At 71.1% G+C, this 18,217-nt stretch carries 16 protein-coding genes; 7 read left to right on the forward strand and 9 right to left on the reverse strand.

Annotated elements, in window-relative coordinates:
* Positions 1–93 precede the first annotated feature (93 nt).
* Positions 94–1,998, forward strand: coding sequence for a heavy metal translocating P-type ATPase (locus ACULPM_RS06100; RefSeq protein WP_445331975.1), 1,905 nt, complete (start codon positions 94–96; stop codon positions 1,996–1,998).
* A gap of 52 nt (positions 1,999–2,050) precedes the next feature.
* On the opposite strand, the gene ACULPM_RS06105 is transcribed toward ACULPM_RS06100, so the two are convergent.
* Positions 2,051–2,311 (reverse strand): glutaredoxin family protein, encoded by a 261-nt coding sequence (locus ACULPM_RS06105; protein ID WP_167930250.1) that lies wholly within the window; start codon positions 2,309–2,311, stop codon positions 2,051–2,053.
* 103 nt (positions 2,312–2,414) lie between these two features.
* Positions 2,415–3,455, reverse strand: coding sequence for a D-alanine--D-alanine ligase family protein (locus tag ACULPM_RS06110; protein WP_445331976.1), 1,041 nt, complete (start codon positions 3,453–3,455; stop codon positions 2,415–2,417).
* 99 nt (positions 3,456–3,554) lie between these two features.
* Here ACULPM_RS06110 and ACULPM_RS06115 point away from each other — a divergent pair, with 99 nt between their 5' ends.
* The 3 genes from ACULPM_RS06115 to ACULPM_RS06125 all read left to right on the forward strand — a co-directional run bounded on the left by ACULPM_RS06115 (position 3,555) and on the right by ACULPM_RS06125 (position 6,755).
* On the forward strand, positions 3,555–3,986 hold the full coding sequence (locus ACULPM_RS06115; RefSeq protein ID WP_445331977.1) for a hypothetical protein: 432 nt from the start codon (positions 3,555–3,557) through the stop codon (positions 3,984–3,986).
* 209 nt (positions 3,987–4,195) lie between these two features.
* Entirely contained in the window at positions 4,196–5,386 is a 1,191-nt protein-coding gene (locus ACULPM_RS06120; protein ID WP_445331978.1) for an MFS transporter, read from the forward strand.
* A 352-nt stretch (positions 5,387–5,738) separates the two neighbouring features.
* Entirely contained in the window at positions 5,739–6,755 is a 1,017-nt protein-coding gene (locus ACULPM_RS06125) for a dipeptidase (protein ID WP_445331979.1), read from the forward strand.
* 233 nt (positions 6,756–6,988) lie between these two features.
* Here the strand turns inward: ACULPM_RS06125 and ACULPM_RS06130 are convergent, their stop codons facing one another.
* The 3 genes from ACULPM_RS06130 to ACULPM_RS06140 all read right to left on the reverse strand — a co-directional run bounded on the left by ACULPM_RS06130 (position 6,989) and on the right by ACULPM_RS06140 (position 9,997).
* On the reverse strand, positions 6,989–8,233 hold the full coding sequence (locus ACULPM_RS06130) for an FAD-dependent oxidoreductase (RefSeq protein ID WP_167930254.1): 1,245 nt from the start codon (positions 8,231–8,233) through the stop codon (positions 6,989–6,991).
* A 2-nt stretch (positions 8,234–8,235) separates the two neighbouring features.
* Positions 8,236–8,883 carry a bifunctional 4-hydroxy-2-oxoglutarate aldolase/2-dehydro-3-deoxy-phosphogluconate aldolase gene (gene eda, locus ACULPM_RS06135; RefSeq protein ID WP_445331980.1) on the reverse strand — a complete coding sequence of 216 codons (648 nt, stop codon included), beginning with the start codon at positions 8,881–8,883 and terminating at the stop codon, positions 8,236–8,238.
* 82 nt (positions 8,884–8,965) lie between these two features.
* Entirely contained in the window at positions 8,966–9,997 is a 1,032-nt protein-coding gene (locus ACULPM_RS06140) for a PfkB family carbohydrate kinase (protein WP_445331981.1), read from the reverse strand.
* Between the two features lie 132 nt (positions 9,998–10,129).
* Between ACULPM_RS06140 and ACULPM_RS06145 the strand changes: the two genes are divergently transcribed.
* On the forward strand, positions 10,130–11,146 hold the full coding sequence (locus ACULPM_RS06145) for a LacI family DNA-binding transcriptional regulator (protein WP_445331982.1): 1,017 nt from the start codon (positions 10,130–10,132) through the stop codon (positions 11,144–11,146).
* 217 nt (positions 11,147–11,363) lie between these two features.
* On the opposite strand, the gene ACULPM_RS06150 is transcribed toward ACULPM_RS06145, so the two are convergent.
* The 4 genes from ACULPM_RS06150 to ACULPM_RS06165 are packed head-to-tail and all read right to left on the reverse strand — an operon-like array spanning position 11,364 to position 14,282.
* Complete coding sequence (locus ACULPM_RS06150) at positions 11,364–11,900, reverse strand: ECF transporter S component (RefSeq protein ID WP_445331983.1); 537 nt, start codon at positions 11,898–11,900, stop codon at positions 11,364–11,366.
* The gene (locus ACULPM_RS06155; protein ID WP_445331984.1) at positions 11,897–12,628 is read right to left on the reverse strand and encodes an energy-coupling factor transporter transmembrane component T family protein; all 732 of its coding nucleotides are present in this window, start codon (positions 12,626–12,628) and stop codon (positions 11,897–11,899) included. The genes ACULPM_RS06150 and ACULPM_RS06155 overlap by 4 nt, the downstream gene beginning before the upstream one ends.
* A complete protein-coding gene (locus tag ACULPM_RS06160; RefSeq protein ID WP_445331985.1) occupies positions 12,625–13,467 on the reverse strand; it encodes an ATP-binding cassette domain-containing protein in 843 nt (280 codons plus the stop codon). The genes ACULPM_RS06155 and ACULPM_RS06160 overlap by 4 nt, the downstream gene beginning before the upstream one ends.
* Positions 13,458–14,282 carry an ATP-binding cassette domain-containing protein gene (locus ACULPM_RS06165; RefSeq protein WP_445331986.1) on the reverse strand — a complete coding sequence of 275 codons (825 nt, stop codon included), beginning with the start codon at positions 14,280–14,282 and terminating at the stop codon, positions 13,458–13,460. Before ACULPM_RS06165 ends, ACULPM_RS06160 begins: the two co-directional genes overlap by 10 nt.
* A gap of 288 nt (positions 14,283–14,570) precedes the next feature.
* On the opposite strand from ACULPM_RS06165, the gene ACULPM_RS06170 reads away from it, so the two are divergent.
* Entirely contained in the window at positions 14,571–15,383 is an 813-nt protein-coding gene (locus ACULPM_RS06170) for an FAD binding domain-containing protein (RefSeq protein WP_445331987.1), read from the forward strand.
* 2 nt (positions 15,384–15,385) lie between these two features.
* Positions 15,386–18,181 (forward strand): molybdopterin-dependent oxidoreductase, encoded by a 2,796-nt coding sequence (locus ACULPM_RS06175; RefSeq protein ID WP_445331988.1) that lies wholly within the window; start codon positions 15,386–15,388, stop codon positions 18,179–18,181.
* The last annotated feature ends 36 nt before the right edge of the window (positions 18,182–18,217 follow it).

The following is an 18,217-nucleotide window of genomic DNA, read 5'->3' on the forward strand; positions in this document are numbered from 1 at the left end:
TAACGCGCGCGGCACATGGCGCGCCACACAGCCCAGGCCTGTCCCAAATTCTCTGAGAGAAAAAACACGTCCCCAATTTGCAGAGGAGCTGCTGTGAACAAGAAGCAGAAGCGGTGGCGCAACCGCATCATCGTCGCCCTGGCCCTCTTCGCCGCGGCGTTCGCCGTCGAGGAGAGCGGGCTTCTCGCCACGCTCTTTGGGACGCCGGGCGACGTCTACGCGAGCTTCGCGCTCTTCTTCGTCCCCTACCTCATCGCGGGCTACAAGACCCTGCTCGAGGCCGCGCGCAACATCCGTCGCGGAGACCCCTTCGACGAGGCGTTCCTCATGTCCGTGGCCTCGCTCGGCGCCTTTGCGATGGTCTTCTTCCCCGAGACCGAGCCCCACATGGCCGAGGGCGCGGCGGTCATGCTCTTCTACCAGGTGGGCGAGCTCTTCCAGAGCTACGCCGTGGGCCAGAGCCGCAAGTCCATCGCCGCCATGATGGACATCGCGCCCGAGTACGCCAACGTCGAGAAGGACGGAGAGCTCGTAGAGGTGGACCCCGCCGAGGTCGCCGTGGGCGAGACGATCGTGGTCAAGCCCGGCGAGCGCGTCCCGATAGACGGCGTGGTCACGGACGGCGCCTCCCAGCTCGACACCGCCGCGCTCACCGGCGAGTCCGTCCCGCGCCACGTGGAGCCGGGCGCAGACGTCATCTCCGGCTGCGTCAACATGACGGGCGTCCTGCGTGTCCGCACGACCAAGCCCTACGGAGAGTCCACGGTCGCCCGCATCCTCGAGCTCGTGGAGAACGCGAGCGAGAAGAAGGCCCGCACCGAGAACTTCATCACACGCTTCGCCCGCGTCTACACGCCGGCAGTCACGCTCTCGGCGCTCGCGCTCGCCGTGATCCCGCCGCTCGCCGGCATGGGCGCCTGGTCCGACTGGGTCCTGCGCGGCCTCACCTTCCTCGTGGTGAGCTGCCCGTGCGCGCTCGTCATCTCCGTGCCGCTCTCCTTCTTCGGCGGCATCGGCGGCGCCTCGCGCCTCGGCATCCTCGTCAAGGGCTCCAACTACCTCGAGCTTCTCGCCCACGTGGACACCGTGGTCTTCGACAAGACCGGCACGCTCACCTCGGGCACCTTCAACGTGGTGGCCATCCACCCGGAGGCCGGTGTGGACCCCGACTACGTGCTCTCCATGGCGGCGCACGCCGAGTCCTTCTCTGACCACCCCATCGCCGTCTCCGTGCGCGCCGCCTACTCCGGAGAGATCGACCGCGAGAGGATCGCCGAGGCCCGTGAGGAGTCCGGCCACGGCGTGAGCGCCCGCGTGAACGAGCACCTGGTCCTCGTGGGCAACGACAAGCTCATGGCCGAGCACGGGGCCGCCTGGCACGACTGCGACCTCACCGGCACGATCCTGCACGTCACCGTCGACGGCGAGTACGTGGGCCACATCGTGATCGCCGACGTCGTCAAGGAGGACGCCGAGAAGGCCATCCGCGACCTCCACGCCGCCGGCGTGCGCCGCTGCGTCATGCTGACCGGAGACCGTCAGGACGTGGCCGAGGCCGTGGCCGCACGCCTCGGCATCGACGAGGTCCGCGCACAGCTCCTCCCCCAGGACAAGGTCGATGCCGTGGAGCGCCTGCTCGCAGGCGAGAAGGACGGCGCGCGCCTGGCCTTCGTGGGCGACGGCATCAACGACGCGCCCGTGCTCATGCGCGCGGACGTGGGCGTCGCCATGGGCGCGATGGGCTCCGACGCCGCCATCGAGGCCGCCGACGTCGTCCTCATGGACGACAGGCCCTCCAAGATCGCCCAGGCCATGCGCGTGGCCCGAAAGACCATGCGAATCGTCTGGCAGAACATCGTGTTTGCCATCGGCGTGAAGGTGCTGATCCTTGTGCTCGCCGCCTTCGGCGTCGCCAGCATGTGGCTCGCGGTCTTCGGGGACGTGGGCGTTGCGATGATCGCGATCCTCAACGCCATGCGCTGCATGCGCGCGGAGTAGCGCGCTAAACGGAACAGGGGGCGGCCCCGACGGACCGCCCCCTTCCAGTCTCTCAGCGGAGGTTTGCCCCGAGGTAGGCGATGATGTCCTCCGACTCGTACATCGGCTCGCCGTCGACGAAGAGGCAGGGGACCTGACCCTTGCCGCCCACGCGAACGAGCTCGTCGCGCGCGGCGGGGTCGGAGGTGATGTCCTCCACCGTCACGCGCCCGTCATCGAGCCCGACGCGGGAGAGGTACGCGAGGACCTTCTGGCAGTAGGGGCAGCCGGGCATGACGAACAGGCGGTATGAGGGTGAATCGGACGCGGGCATGGAGAGCTCCTCTCTGGTCGGGTTCTTCCGCCCGTATCCTACCCACGGCGAGCGACGCGATGCGCCCTCCACGAAAACTCGCCTAAAAGGGGCCTGGCCCCTTTTAGGCGAGTTTTTCGGCGACGAGGGACTCGAGGACGTCGCCGAGCTCGTGGCCGGCGACGCGCATCATCTGGGGGAAGCGCGAGTAGTACGTGAGACCCGGCATGGAGTTGACCTCGTTGAAGACGACCTCGCCCTCCGGCGTGACGAAGAGGTCCACGCGCGCGAGGCCCTCGCAGCCAAGCGCCTCGTAGACGGCCGTCCCGGCGGCGCGGACGCGCGCGAGGACATCCTCGGGGAGCTGGGCGGGGCAGCGGAGCTCGGTGTTTGCGCCCGGGTCCTTCTCGAGGTGGATGCGGAAGAACCCGTCGCCGGAGACCACGATCTCGTCGGGCTCGCCCATCCAGGTGCCGCGCACGGCGTCGCCCACGATGGCGCAGCCCACCTCGACGCCCGTGATGGCCTCCTCGACGGCGACCTTCTCGTCGAGCGCGAAGGCCGCGTCGAGAGCCTCGGCGTATGCTGCCTCGTCGGCGGCGCGGGAGACGCCGATCGAGGAGCCGCCGCGCGCGGGCTTCACGAAGACCGGGTAGCCGCCGCAGGCCTCGACGGCCGCGGCGCACTCCTCCGGGGAGCACCCGCGCCAGAGCACCTCGCAGCGCGGCGAGCGCACGCCGGCCGCCGCGGCCAGCCGGTGAGACGCGTCCTTGTCCATGCACACGGCGCTCGCCATGACGCCGCAGCCAACGTACGGGACGCCGGCGACCTCGAGCGCGCCCTGGACGGTCCCGTCCTCGCCGCCCTGGCCGTGCAGGACGGGAAGGGCGACGTCAACCGCTAGTGGACGCGCGACGCCGCCCTCTCCCAGCTCGACGAGGCCCGACCCCGGGACGAGCGCCACGGGCGCGCAGTCGTGCTCCTCCCACGACCCGGTGAGCTCCGCCGGGTCCCCCGCGTAGCGCAGCCAGCGTCCGTCGCGCGTGATGCCCACGAGCACGAGCTCGAAGCGACCGCCCAGCGCGGAGATGACGTTGTCCGCGGACTTGCAGGAGATGTCGTGCTCGGTGGAGACGCCACCGAAGATGATTGCAACCCTCGTCATGACCAACCCTTCGTCGGATACCTTCACGCGCCCCATTATAAGGATGACGGGAGACGGCTCGCGGTATAGTTGAGGTGACCGTCACCCTAAGGAGGAACCATGTCAAAAGAGCGCAAGCTCCTCAAGATCGTCTGCTTCCTGTACATCCTCGACGCCCTCGCCTGCCTCGTCTTCGGCGGCATAACGCTCGCCGGCATGGGGCTGCTCGACCCCGCCGACGTCGTGAGCGTGGGCGGCATCGACTTCAACCTGCAGGCCTGGGCCGTCATCTTCGGCATCTGGGGCATCGTGTCCGGCGTCTTCTACCTCATCTACGCCGGAGCGGGCATCCGCGGCGCCAACACGCCGCGCAAGATCGGGCCCTTCCGCGCCATGAGCCTCGTCGCCGTCGTCTTCTCGGTGGTCGGCCTCGTGCTCGGCGTCGCGCTCGACGGCGCTGCCGCCAACATGAGCATGTACGTGGTCTCGATCGTCTTCGCGGTGCTGTGCTTCGTGCTGTCCGGCAAGATCAAGGAGCAGGCAGAGCGCTAGGGCGAGAAGGACCTGCCATACAGGCCCCTTTCATGCGGCGCCCGCCCCCCGGGGCGGGCGCCGCTCGCATGAGTGCCGCGCCTTCGGGCCGCTCCCGAAAGACCTCGCAAGGGGGCATGAGACCTGATGCCATGCTGCTATCCCTCTGGCTCTGGTTACGCTAGAGTCTCCCCCGGAAACGTCGAGCCGCGACCGTACGAAGGGAACCCATGGCCTCCCCCACGCCCCGCATGACGACGCGAGAGCTCCTCCCGCTCGTCGCCCTCACCCTGTCAGCCTTCCTGCTCAACACCTCGGAGTTCGTGCCCATCGGCCTGCTCACGGACATCGCCGGGGCGTTCTCGCTCAGCGAGTCGGGCGCCGGCGCCATGATCTCCATCTACGCATGGGCCGTGGCGCTCCTCTCGCTGCCGCTCATGCTCGCCGCGAGCCGCATCTCCCCGAGGGCCCTCATCGTCTCGGTGCTCGCCGTCTTCTGCGGCGGGCAGGTCGCCTCGGCCCTTGCCCCCACGTTCGAGCTGCTCGTGGCATCCCGCCTCATCGTTGCCGCCGCGCACGCGGTCTTCTGGTCGGTGGCCTCCCCCTTTGCCGTGCGCGTGGCGGCGCCCGAGAGGTCCTCGCTCGCCATGAGCATGATCGTCACGGGAACCTCCGTCGCCATGATCTTCGGGCTGCCGCTCGGCCGCGCGCTCGGGCTCGCCCTCGGCTGGCGGATGACCTTCGTCTGCGTGGGGACGGCCGCCGCGGTGGCGCTGGTCGGCCTCGTCGCGTTCTTCCCGCGGCTCGAGGCGGGAGAGCCGTTCACGCTCGGCCGCCTGCCCGAGCTCGCTCGCAACCGCGCGCTCGTGGGGCTCTACCTCGCCACCATCCTCTTCGCGACCGGATACTACACGGGCTACAGCTACATCGAGCCCTTCCTCAAGCAGGTGGCAGCCATGCCCGACGCGCTCATCACCGCCGCACTCACCGTGTTCGGCGTCGCGGGGCTCGGCGGGAGCTGGCTCTTCGCCCGCCTCTTCGACGCGCACCGCCGTCCCTTCCTCACCGCAACGATGCTCGGCATGGCGGCGGCGCTCCTCCTGCTCCTCCCCCTCGCGGGGGTTCCGGCCGGGCCCTTCGCGGTCTGCGTCATCTGGGGCGTCTCCGCCACCGCCTACAACGTCGCCGCGCAGGCCGAGGTCATCCGCAGCACCTCGCAGGCGGCCACCCCGGTCGCCATGTCGGTCTTCTCCGGCCTCTTCAACGTGGGAATCGGCACGGGCTCGATCATCGGCGGCCTAGTGTGCGACGCCGCGGGGCCCGTCGGCGTGGGGCTCGTGGGCGGCGTCATCGCCGCCGCCGGGGCGCTCTACTGCCTCGCGCGCCTCGGGCGACTCCTCGAGGGGGAGGGGCGGCGCTGAGCCCGGCATCCCGACGGCCCTGGGGCGGCCATCGCCTGCAATCAGGCGGATAGTGGGAAACTTTCCCTGAGCGGCCTGCAATCGGGCGGATAGTGGGAAGCCTTTTCCGGCCCCGCTCCCCAAGAGACGCCGCTGCCAACTGGCCGTTTTGCCCCGGGCAGGGGACGGACACCCGACGGGGCGCCTCAGAAGGCGGATAATTGCTTCGCACTATCCGCCTGATTGCAGGCCCGTTGGCAGATTCTTCGCACTATCCGCCTGATTGCAGGCCCGTTGGCAGATTCTTCGCACTATCCGTCAGATTGCACGACGGGCCGGGCCCGCCGACCCGTCCCGCACCCAAGGAGGCCTCATGCGCCACCCCGTATTTGACCTGCACTGCGACACCGCCGACCGCCTCGCGTGGCAGACACTGCCGGATGACCTGCGCCGCGCCTGCGGGACGGACTTCTACGGCCCCGGCGACGGAGAGGACCCCGAGGGCTGCCGCGAGCTCGCCCGGAGCCGCTGCCACGTCTCCCTCGAGGCCGTCGGCGAGACGCCCTGGGCGCAGTGCTTCGCCTGCTTCATCCCCGACGAGCTCTCCCCCGAGCAGGCCGCCCGCTTCTACCGGCACGTCGCGGCGTACCTCGAGGCCGAGGTCCGGAAGAACGCGAGCGCGGTCGCCCTCGTGAGCGGTGCCGACGAGATCCGCCCCGCCCTCCGGTCGGGCCGCATGGCCGCCGTCCGCACGATCGAGAACGCGCGCCTCTTCGCCGCGGACCTCGGCCTCGTGGGACGCCTCGCAGAGCAGGGCGTCCTCATGGCCTCCCTCAGCTGGAACGCCGAGGGCCCGCTCGCGAGCGGCTGCGACTCCCATGCCGGACTCACCCCGCTCGGCGCGCAGGCGCTGGCGGAGATGGAGCGCGCCGGCATGGTGCTCGACGTCTCTCATCTCAACGACGAGAGCCTCGCGGACGCGCTCGCCCTCGCGACGCGCCCCGTCGTGGCGAGCCACTCCAACTCCCGCGCCTTCTGCGCGCACCCGAGGAACCTCACCGACCGGCAGTTCCTGGAGATTCGCGACCGGGGAGGCCTCGTGGGCCTCAACCTCTGCTGCGGCTTCCTGCGCGAGGGGGCCGGCGCCGACGACGTCACGTTCGATGACGTGGCGGCCCACGTCGAGCACTGGCTCGACCTCGGGGGCGAGGGGGTCATCGCGCTCGGGGCCGACTTCGACGGCGCCACCGTCCCCGCCTTCCTCGACGGCGCGCGGACGCTGCCCTCCCTCCAGGCCCTTCTCGCCAGGCGCTTTGGCGATGAGGTATGCGCGCGGCTCTGCTCGGGCAACGCGCTCGCGTTCTTCGAGCGCGTCGGGCGCAGCCGCTGAGTCGACGGCCCGAGTCGACGCCCCTCGCACGCATTCTGCGCGACGAGCCCCGCAGGGGCGCAGATGGCGAGAAGGACACGGCGCAGAATGCATGATGCGCGCCGTCCCGCTTGCCCCCTACCCGCAAAACGCCGCGCCCCGCCTGTGCTGGGAGGCGGGGCGCGGCACTGGAAAGGAGGCTCGGCGAGGGGTGCATGGCGGGACCCCGCGTCGAGATGGGTCATCGATGATGGCTAGGGCGTTGCCGGGTCGGCGTCGGCGGGAAGGCCCATGTAGGCGAGCATCCCCTCGACGGCGCGCTTGGCCCCGGCAACGGCGTGCACCACGGTCCGCGGGCCGGTGGCCACGTCGCCCGCGGCAAAGACGCCCGGGACGGTGGTCATGCAGGACTCGTCGACCTCAAGCAGGCCGCGCTCGTTGGTGGCAAGCCCCGTCGTGGTGAGCACGAGCTTGTTCTTGGGGAGCTGGGAGACGGCGATGATCACGGTGTCGCAGCGCACGTGGTCGAGCTCGTCCTCGTAGCCGACGACGTCGTTCTTCTCGTCGAAGATCGCGGTGCGGAAGGTCGGGCCCTCGTCGTCGATGGAGACGACGTCCTTGCCGTAGACGATCTCGGCGCCCTCGAGCTCGGCGTACTCGACCTCCTCGGAGCTGGCGGTGACCTCGTGCGTGTTGGAGTAGAGCGTCACGCGGCGCGCGCCGTGGCGCAGGGCCGAGCGCGCCACGTCCATCGCGACGTTGCCCACGCCGATGATGGCCACGTCGCGGCCGATGGACACGCTCGAGGGGTCGACGAGGTAGTCGATGCCAAAGAAGACGTTGCCGCGCGCCTGCCCCAGGATGTCGAGCTTGCGGGCGCGCCAGGTGCCGGTGCCCACGAAGACCGCGTCGTAGCCGTCGCGGAAGAGGTCGTCGATGTGCAGGGCGCCGCCGATCGTGGTGGAGGGGCGCACGCGCACCCCGAGCGCACACATGACCTCGCGATACCGCTGGACGAGCTCCTTGGAGAGGCGGAACTCGGGGATGCCGTACTGCAGCACGCCCCCGATCTCCGTGCGCTGCTCGAAGACCGTGACGGCGCAGCCGCGCTCGGCGAGCTTGATCGCCACCGTGATCCCCGCGGGCCCCGAGCCGATGACGGCGACGGACTTCCCGCAGGGCTGCGGCCGCTCGGGCTCCAGCCGGTCGAGGTAGGTGCTCGAGATGTAGTGCTCGATGCTCGAGAAGTGCACGGGGTTGCCCTTGCGCGCCTGGACGCAATTGCCCTCGCACTGGTTGGAGTGGTTGCACACGAGCGAGCACACGGCGCTCATGGGGTTGTTCTCGAAGAGCAGCGCGCCGGCCTCGTCCATCCTGCGCTCCTTGAAGAGCCGGATGACCTCGGGGATGGGCGTGTGGACGGGGCAGCCACGCTCCTGGCACATCGCCCGGCGGCAGCCCAGGCAGCGGTTGGCCTCCTCGATGACGTGGACGGCCACGACTAGCCCCTGATCTCGCGGACGAGCGCGGAGGCCTCGGCGGTGAGCTCGAGCATGCGGTCGAACTCGCCAGCGCGGATGAGGTCGGGCTTGACCATCCAGGTGCCGCCGCAGGCGAGGATCGCCGGACACTCGAGGTACTCGCGCAGGTTTGACGCAGACACGCCGCCGGTGGGCATGAAGCGGTGCCCCACGAAGACCGAGGCGAGCGCCTTGATCGTGGCGAGGCCGCCGTACTGCGCCGCCGGGAAGAACTTGGTGACCTCGAGGCCCGCGTTCACGAGCGCGGTGACCTCGGTGGGGGTGACGCCGGCAGGAAGCACCGGCACCTCGTGCTCGAGGCACCAGTCGACGACCTGCATGTTGTAGCCCGGGGAGACGATGTAGCGAGCGCCCGCGTCAACGGCGCGGCGCGCCTGATCGAGGTTGAGCACGGTGCCGGCGCCCACGAGGAGGTCGGGGCACTTCTCGCTCATCTCGTGGATGGCGTCGGCGGCGCAGGCGGTGCGGAAGGTGACCTCGGCGGAGGGCAGGCCGCCCCTCACGAGCACGTCCGCCACCGGCAGCGCGTCCTCGACGCGGTCGAGCACGACGACCGGCACCACGCCGACCTTCTCCACCTCGCGGTAGAACCCGTCCATGTATCCCATGTCTCTCCCCTCCTGCCGGGACCCCCGGCAAAACCTGACGAACGTGCCAAATAAACCTGACGCCAGCGGCACAGCGGCGCGGCTAGCGGGCGACGCGCGTGCCGGCGCCCTTCGACGCCACCGCCTCGATCTCGGCGGGCGTCACGAGGTTGGAGTCCCCGTGGATCGTGAGCTTGAGGACGCTCGCCGCGATGGCGTACTCGCTCGCGTGGTCGAGGTCGAAGCCGTGGAGCAGCGCGTGGACGAGCCCGGCGCCGTAGGCGTCGCCGGCGGCCACGCCCTCGAGCACGTGCACGTGGTGGACGGACGAGAAGTGCGGCGCGCCGTCGGCGTAGACCATGCCCATCCAGTCGGAGTCCTCGACGGCGCGAACGTCGCGGATGACGGAGGCCACCATCCTGCAGCCGTAGCGCTCGCAGATCTGGCGCGCCATCTCGACGTAGTCCTCGCGCTCCTCGATCCCGTTGGCGAGCGAGCCGGAGACGCAGGTCATCCCCAGCGCGGAGGGGGCATCCTCGTCGTTGGCCACGCAGACGTCGACGTGGGGCATGAGGCGCGCCATCACGGCCTGGGCGCGCTCGGGGGACCAGAGCTTGCCGCGGTAGTTGAGGTCGAGCACGGTGGTGATCCCGCACTCGCGGCAGGCGGCGAGAGCCTCCTCGCACGCGAGGGCCATCTCCTCGGAGACGGCGGGGGTCACGCCGGAGACGTAGAAGGCGCCGACGCCCTCGAGGATGGCGTCCCAGTCGAGCTCGTCGTGGCCCGCGAGCGAGATCGCGGAGTACTTGCGGTCGTAGACGCAGCCGTTGGAGCGCACCGACGCGCCCACCTCGAAGAAGTAGGACCCGAGGCGGTCCCCCGAGCGGACGACGCGGGAGACGTCGACGCCGTAGGACGTGAGCGAGCGCAACGCGCAGTCGCCGATGCGGTTGGCGGGGACGATGGAAACGAAGGCCGCGTCGTCGCCCTGGAACGCGAGGGAGAGCGCGACGTTGGCCTCGGCGCCGCCGTAGCGGACCTCGAACGTCGAGGCCTGCTCCAGTCGGAGGTTGTCCGGCGGCGAGAGCCGCATCATGATCTCACCGAACGCGAGCACCTTGGTCTTCTCGTCCACCACGTCTCCCCTCTTTAGCGTGTCTAGCTTTGGGAAATCGATTTCCCAACGGCATGTAGTATAGTACCGAGAAGAACGATCTGCGCGTGAAGGCGCGCGCACACGAAGTCTCGACAAACGCGAGGGGGCGGCATGGCGCGCACGAGCATACGGGATGTCGCCCGCGAGGCGGGCGTGAGCCCGGCCACGGTGTCGCGGTTCCTGAACGGCCGCTGGACCTCCATGTCGGCCGAGACGCGCGAGCGCATCGCCGAGGTGGTGGAGCGCACGGGCTACCGGCCGAGCAGCGTGGCGCGCAGCCTCCGCCTCGAGACCTCCCACACGCTCGGCGTGGTCATGGCGGACGTGCGCAACCCCTATTCCGGCGAGGTCCTGCAGGAGCTCTGCGACCAGGCCGAGTCCGCGGGCTACACGCTCATGTGCTCCTTCTCCGAGAACGACCCCACGCGCGAGGCGGAGGCCATCGAGCGGCTCGTGGACGCCCGCGTGGACGGCCTCGTGGTCAACACCACCGGCGGCAACGACGAGCTCATCGCCGAGACCGCGGCGCGCGTCCCCACCTGCCTGCTCGATCGCGCCATCTCGGGACCGGACGGGGGCGCGTGCGCGGTCGACCTCGTGACCTCGGACAACACCCGGCTCGTGGAGCACCTGCTCGACCTTCTCGCCCGACGCGGGGCGAGAAGGGCCGCGCTGCTCACGGAGCCCGTCTCCACGAGCGCCACGCGGCGCGCCCGAGCCGAGGCCTTCGCATCTGGCCTGGCCAGGCGCGGCATGGTCGGCTCCGTCGAGGGGCTCGGCGAGGGGGGCGAGGGCATCGAGGAGGTGCTCGGCCGCCTCGCGCACGAGCGCGGGGAGGGGCCGCTCGCCATCGTGGCGGTAAACGGCCTCGTCTTCCTGCGCCTCGCCGAGGCCATCAGGGGGAGCGGCCTTGCGGTCGGTCATGACGTGGCGCTCGCCACCTTCGACGACTACGCCTGGAACCGCGTGCTCTTCGGCGGCGTGACCACGGTCGCCCAGGACACGGCACGCGTGGCCGGCGAGGTGCTCGTGCGCGTGCTCGCCCGGGCGAAGGACCCGGCCCGACCGACCGAGCGAATCGAGGTGCCCGGCACCGTCATCGAGCGCGCGAGCACGCGGCTGGCGTGACGGCGGGGACGCCCCTCATGCCGAGAAGAACGTCGCGAGGGCCCCGCACAGTTGCGGAGCGGGGCGAATGCGACGCTCTTCTCCCCGCTTCTGTCGCGAAGGCCCCGCACGGTTGCCGAGCGGGGCGTTCGCGACGCTTTTCTCGATGCAAACGTCGCGAGCCCCCCCCACGACAGACGTGTGGGGTGTTCGGGACGAATCCGGGAAACGTCGTCGGCTACTCCTCCGAATAGCGCGGCGGGACGAGCCCGGCGCGCTCGAGCGAGACCACGATCGGCACCACGACGGCGAGTTGCAGGACGATGCCCGTGATCGCCGTCACGAAGGAGGCCGTGAGCCAGGCCTCGAGCGAGTAGGCGCCCGCCGAGAAGATCAGCGCGCGCAGCACGCCGTTCACCACGCGCCCGGCGAGCATGGCGCCCACGAGCGAGATGTAGAGGTCGGCGGTGGTGTTGCCCGTGCGGACCACGCGCGAGAGCAGGCCGGAGACCAGGCCGTAGACGAGAAGCTCGCAGGTCATGGGCGGCAGCATCGGCGCGGGCGGCATGCCCGTGAGCAGGCCGGACAGGACGGGCGCGAGCACGCCGGTCGCGGCGCCCGCGACGGGGCCGGCCACGAGGCCGGAGATCATCACGGGAATGTGCATGGGCAGCCAGGTGGCGCCCGCGTTGGGAATGGAGTGGAACGCCATCGGGAGCACGATCCCGAGCGCCGCGCACACGGCGGCGACGACGACCTTCTTCACCTGACTCATTGGTTCCTCTTCCCCTCTCCCGTCGTGTCGGCGGCGCGCGGGCGGTCGATCCGGTACCCGCGGGCCTCCATGGCGCAGGAGAGCTCGTCGGCTCGCCTCATCGCCGATACGAAGATGGGTACGAGCAGCCGTACATAGCTGACGGCTCGTCGCACAATACCATGAGAAGCGACGCCACCGCAACGTATTTCCTGGGCGCGCATGAGCTGCCGGCTCTCCCGCAGGAGCGTCGGCACAAACTGCACCGTCACGCCCACGGCGAGCGCGGCCGCCTCCGTGGGCAGGCCGAGGCGGCCGAGCGGGCGCAGCAGGCGCCTCACGCCGTCCACGAGCTCCTGGGGGCGCGTGGTCGCCGTGAGGAGGGTGCCCAGGACCACCACCAGAAGCGTTCGCACCACCACGCGCGCGCCCTGCGCGAGCCCCGCGGGGGTGAGGTGCGCGGGCCCGAGCGAGACGAGGGGGTCGGCGTCGCTGAAGAAGAGAGCGTTCATGGCGAGGACCATGAGCAGGAACCAGCGCAGGCCCCACGCGGCCCGTCCCGCGGCGCGCCAGCCCACGCGCGAGACGGCCACGAGGGCGCAGACGCCCGCCGAGACGGCGAAGAGCTCGAGCGGGGTCGTGGCGAGCACGACGAGAAGGGCGCAGGCGAGAAGACCGACGAGCTTGGGACCGGCCCCCATGCGATGGAGCGGCGAGTCCACCCACACGTATCCGGCAAGCGACCTCATGACGCCCTCCCCCGCGCGATGGCCGACGCGAGCTCCCCGGCCGTGAGGGGCGCGCCCGGCACGTCGATGCCGGAGCGCCTCAGAGCCGAGGCGGCACGAGCGGCACAGGCGCCCTCGAGGCCGTGGGCGCGCATGAGCCCCGCGTCGCCGAGAAGGGCGCGCATCGGCCCGTCGAGGGTCACGCGTCCGGCCTCGAGCGCCACCACGCGGTCCGCGACCGCAGCGAGCGCGTTGGCGTCGTGGCTGGCCACGACGACCGTGGCCCCGTCCTCGGCCGCGGCGCGCACCGCCGCGAGGCACGCCGAGCGGGCGCGCGGGTCGAGCCCGGCCGTGGGCTCGTCGAGCAGCAGCAGCGCGGGACGCAGCGCCAGCACGGACGCGATGGCGACGCGCCGCTGCTGGCCGCCCGAGAGCGCGAACGGGGAGCGGTGGCCCAGCTCGTCCAGGGAGAGCCCCATGAGCGCGAGCGCCGAGCCCGCCCGCTCGCGCGCCTTGGCCGCGCCCATGCCGCGCGCGAGCAGCCCGAAGGACACCTCGCGCTCCACCGTGGCCTCGAAGAACTGCCGCTCGGGGATCTGGAAGACGAGCCCGACGGACGCGGCGAGCGCTCGGGCGCCGGGGCCCCGCAGGGCGTCCGCGCCGTTCACGAGCAGCTGCCCGGAGTCGGGCGGCAGCACGCCGGCAAGGACGTCGAGCAGGGTCGACTTGCCCGAGCCCGTCTGTCCCATGAGCCCGGTGACGCCGCCCTCGAGCGAGAGCGTGACGTCGTCGAGCGCACGGTTCCTCTCGCCCGCCGCGCCCTCGTAGGTGACGGAAACCCCCTCGAGCCTCACTCGCACAGCGCGCTCACCAGCCCTTCGACCGTGACGGGCGCGGGCCCGGCCACGACGCCGGCCCCCTCGAGCTCGCGCCAGGCGCGGACCACGAGCGGCGGCTCCAGGCCGGCCCCCTCGAGCAGCGCCTCGTCCGAGAGCACGTCCGCCGGGGCGCCGTCGGCCGCGACCTCCCCGCCGCGCATGACCACGACGCGGTCGGCGCGGGCGGCGAGCTCCATGTCGTGCGTGATCCAGATGACCGTGGTGCCCCGCTCCTCGCGCGCCCGCGCCACGGCGCGCACGAGCTCGTCGCGCCCCCGCGGGTCGATCATCGAGGTCGCCTCGTCGAGCACGATGACGTCGGCGTCGCACGCGAGCACGCCCGCGAGGGCCACGCGCTGCTGCTGGCCTCCGGAGAGCGCGTGCGTGTCGCGCCGCTCGAAGCCCGCGAGCCCCACCGCGGCGAGGGCCGCCGACGCCGCCTCCCGCGCGCGTGGCCCGTCGGCGCCGAAGTTCAGCGGCCCGAAGGCCACGTCCTCCCCCACCACGGAGGAGACGAACTGGTTCTCGGGGTTCTGGAAGACCATGCCGCAGACGCGGCGCAGCTCCCAGACGCGCGACGGGTCCGCCGCGTCTATCCCGGCGACGCGCAGCTCGCCGGCCTGCAGGGAGATGAGCGCGTTCAGGTGCCGCGCGAGCGTGGTCTTGCCGGAGCCGTTCTCGCCCACGATGGCCACGAGCTCGCCCCGGGAGATGCCGAGCGAGACGTCGCGCAGCGTGGCGCGGCCCCTCACGTACGCGTGGCTGACGCCATGCGCGTCCACGATCTTCTCGCCCATCCCACCTCCCTCGACGGCCGACGCAGCGGCGACAATCTTACCTCACGCCGGGATGACGGGAGGGCGCGCCCGGGCGGGCTTCTCGCCACGCGCCGAGACAGAGCATCCGGACAAAATCCTGCCCTCGAGGGGATGTTTTTGTCGATTGGCTCTGTCTGGGCGAGAAGTGCGGGCCAGGCCCCGCCATGCCGGGGCGTTGTCTCGCCGAAAGTATAACGGTGCGCACCCCGGCGCCCCCTACCTGCGGTATTCTTGAGGCGCTACCGAGAAGAACCAAGAGGAGGACACGTGCTCACCTTCGAGAAGTACGTCCGCCCCGGCACCACGCGACAGGCCTACGAGCTCCTGCGGGAGAACCGTCAGGCCACGGTGATCGGCGGCATGATGTGGCTGCGCCTCGCCGACCGGACCTCGCCACTCGGCATCGACCTCTCCCACTGCGGGCTCGACCGGATCGAGGAGACCGAGGACGCGTTTCGCATCGGCGCGATGGTGACCCTGGGCGAGCTCGAGAACCATGAGCGCTTCCAGGCCGCCACCTGCGGCATCTTCACCGAGGCGGTCCGTGACATCGTGGGCACGCAGTTCCGCAACCTCGCCACGGTGGGCGGCTCGCTCTACGCGCGCATGGGCTTCTCCGACATCGTCACGGCGCTGCTCGCGCTCGACACCGAGGTCGAGCTCGAAGGGGCGGGCACCATGCCCGTCATCCCCTTCGTGGAGCGCGGGGCGAGAAACGACGTCCTCACGCACGTCGTCGTGCGCAAGCACCGCTACCAGGCCGCCTTCGAGTCCGTCCGCAACGCCGCGACGGACTTCTCCGCGCTCAACGCGGCGGCCGCCTGCTGGCAGGGATCCTGGCACGTCACCGTGGGCGCGCGCCCCAAGAAGGCCACGCTCGTGACCGGCGGCGAGCGCATACCGCTGAGGCGCGACTTCTCCCCCGCCGAGCTCGACGCCGTCTGCGAGCTCGCCGAGAGCCTGGACTTCGGCGACGACCTGCGCGGCACCGCCTCGTGGCGCCGTGCCGTGGCACCCGCGCTCGTCCGCCGCGCCGTCGAGCGCGCCGCTGAGAAGCCCCGCGCAGAGAAGGAGGCCTAGGGATGCTCGTCAACCTCACCTTGAACGGCGCGCGCCTCGAGGAGGACGTCCGCCCGGACATGACCCTCTTCGACTTCTGCCGCGCGCACGGCTACAAGTCCGTCAAGTGCGCCTGCGAAACCTCCAACTGCGGACTCTGCACCGTGCTGCTTGACGGCGAGCCCGTGCTCTCCTGCTCCGTGCTCATGGCGCGCGTGGACGGCCACGAGGTCACCACGCTCGAGGGCATGCGCGACGGTCGCCGCGAGCTCTTGGCCCAGTGCCTCGCCGAGGAGGGCGCCGAGCAGTGCGGCTTCTGCGCCCCGGGCCTCGAGATGGCCGTGCTCGCGCTCGACGCCGCGCGCCCGGGCGCCGACGACGAGACCATGCGCCGCTACCTCTCCGGCAACCTCTGCCGCTGCTCCGGCTACGCGAGCCAGATGCGCGCGATCCGCCGCTTCCTCGCCCGCCACGCGAACGGCGGCGAGCTGCCCCCGCGCGAGGTGCCCGCGGACGCCACCACCGAGTCGGGCGCCCAGCACCGCGAGATCGCGCTCCCGGTGGCGAAGAAGGACTCCGGGGCGCTTCTCGCCGGCGCGCCCGTCTACACGGCCGACCTCGCGCCCGAGGGTGCCCTCGTGGTGAAGCTCGTGCGCAGCCGCCACGCAAACGCCATCGTCATGGACGTCGACAAGAGCCGCGCGCTCGAGGTCCCCGGCGTCGTGGCGGTCTTTGGCCCGGACGACGTCCCGCACAACCGCTTCACCCTGGCCGGCCAGAGCTTCCCCGAGCCGAGCCCCTACGACACCGTCCTTCTCGACAGGCACGTGCGCTACGTGGGCGACGAGGTCGCCATGGTCGTGGCAGAGACCGAGGCCGCGGCCGCCGCGGGCGTGAAGGCCGTGAAGGTCACCTACGAGCAGCTCCCCGCCATCGTCGACGTGGGGGAGGCGCTCGACAACGAAACCATCATCCACGACGAGGACGACTGGACGCCCGGCGGCGACAGGTCCGGCGACCCGGGCCGCAACCTCGTGGCGCACGGCGAGCGCGTCCACGGGGACCTGGAGGCCGCCTTCGCCGCCTCCGACGTGGTGATCGAGCGCACCTATCGCACGCAGGCCACGCAGCAGTCCATGATGGAGACGTTCCGCTCCTTCGCCTACACCGACGCCTTCGGCCGCCTTACCGTGGTGAGCTCCACGCAGGTGCCCTTCCACATCCGCCGCCAGGTGGCAAACGCCCTCGGGATCCCCAAGCGCCAGGTGCGCGTCATCAAGCCACGCGTGGGCGGGGGCTTTGGCGCCAAGCAGAGCGGCTGCAACGAGCCCTTCGCCGCGTTCGCCGCGATGAGGACCGGCCGGCCGTGCGTGTGCACCTACACGCGCGCGGAGACCATGAGCTGCTCCAACACGCGCCACGAGATGGTCCTCAAGGTCCGCATGGGGGCCCGGCGCGACGGCACGATCGAGGCCATCGACCTCTACGCCCTCTCCAACGCCGGCGCCTACGGCTACCACGGCACCACCACGGTCACGCTCGTAGGCGGCAAGGCGCTCCCCATCTACAACCACGCCACGGCGAGCCGCTTCTCCTACGACGTGGTCTACACCAACACCACGCCGGGAGGCGCCTACCGCGGCTACGGCGCGACGCAGGGCTGCTTCGCCGTGGAGTCCGCCGTCAACGAGCTGGCAGACGAGCTCGGCATGGACCCGTGCGAGCTGCGCCTCAAGAACCTCGTGAAGCCCGGCGAGACCCTCTGGCAGCTGAACGACGAGCACCTCTACAGCTGCCGCCTCGACGAGTGCCTCGAGCGAGCTATGGAGATGGTGGGATGGAAGGACCGCCCGCTCCGTGAGGACCTCGGCGACCGCGTGCGCGGCCTGGGCGTGGCCCTCACGATGCAGGGCTCCGGCATCGCCATGGTGGACATCGCCAACGTGGACATCCGCCTCGAGGACGACGGCTTCTACGTGCTCTCCATCGGCGCCACCGACGTGGGCACCGGCGCGGACACCATCCTCGCCCAGATGGCGGCCGAGGCGCTCGGCTGCGACGTGGACCGCATCGTCACCAAGGGCGTGGACACCGACACCTCCCCCTTCGACACCGGCGCCTATGCGTCCTCGGGCACCTACACCACCGGCGGCGCCGTCGTGCGCGCGGCAGAGGACCTCGTGCGGCAGATCCGCGAGCAGGCGGCCCGCGTCTTCGGCGTGGACGAGAAGGACGTGGAGTTCGACGGCGAGTCCGTGCGCTGCGTCGGCGCGGACGGCACCGAGCAGGAGATGACCGTCGCCGCGCTCGCCAACAAGCTCATCGGCTTTGGCCTGCACCCCGGCATGCTCGAGGGCCACGGCACCAACGCCCAGCCCACCTCGCCGCCGCCCTACATGGCCGGCGTGGCCGAGGTCGAGGTCGACAAGGCCACGGGCAAGGTCACGGTCACGGACTACGCGGCCGTCGTGGACTGCGGCACCGTCATCAACCCGGCGCTCGCGCGCGTGCAGGCCGAGGGCGGCATCGCCCAGGGCATCGGCATGGCGCTCACGGAGCAGGTCTCCCGCGACGAGCGCGGCAACCTCCGCACCGGCGACCTCATGACGTACAAGCTGCCCACCCGCATGGACGTGCCTGAGCCGCGCGTGGAGTTCATGCCCAGCTTCGAGCCCACGGGACCCTTCGGCGCCAAGTCCATCGGCGAGGTCGTCATCAACACGCCCTCTCCCGCGGTCATGAGCGCCGTGGCCCACGCCACGGGCCGCTACGTGCGCGAGCTGCCCATCACGCCGAGCAAGGTGCTCGCCGCGGAGTAGCGGACGCAACGACGCGCGTCGGGCGGCGCGCGGAGG

It is taken from the genome of Thermophilibacter sp. ZX-H3 (assembly GCF_052599055.1).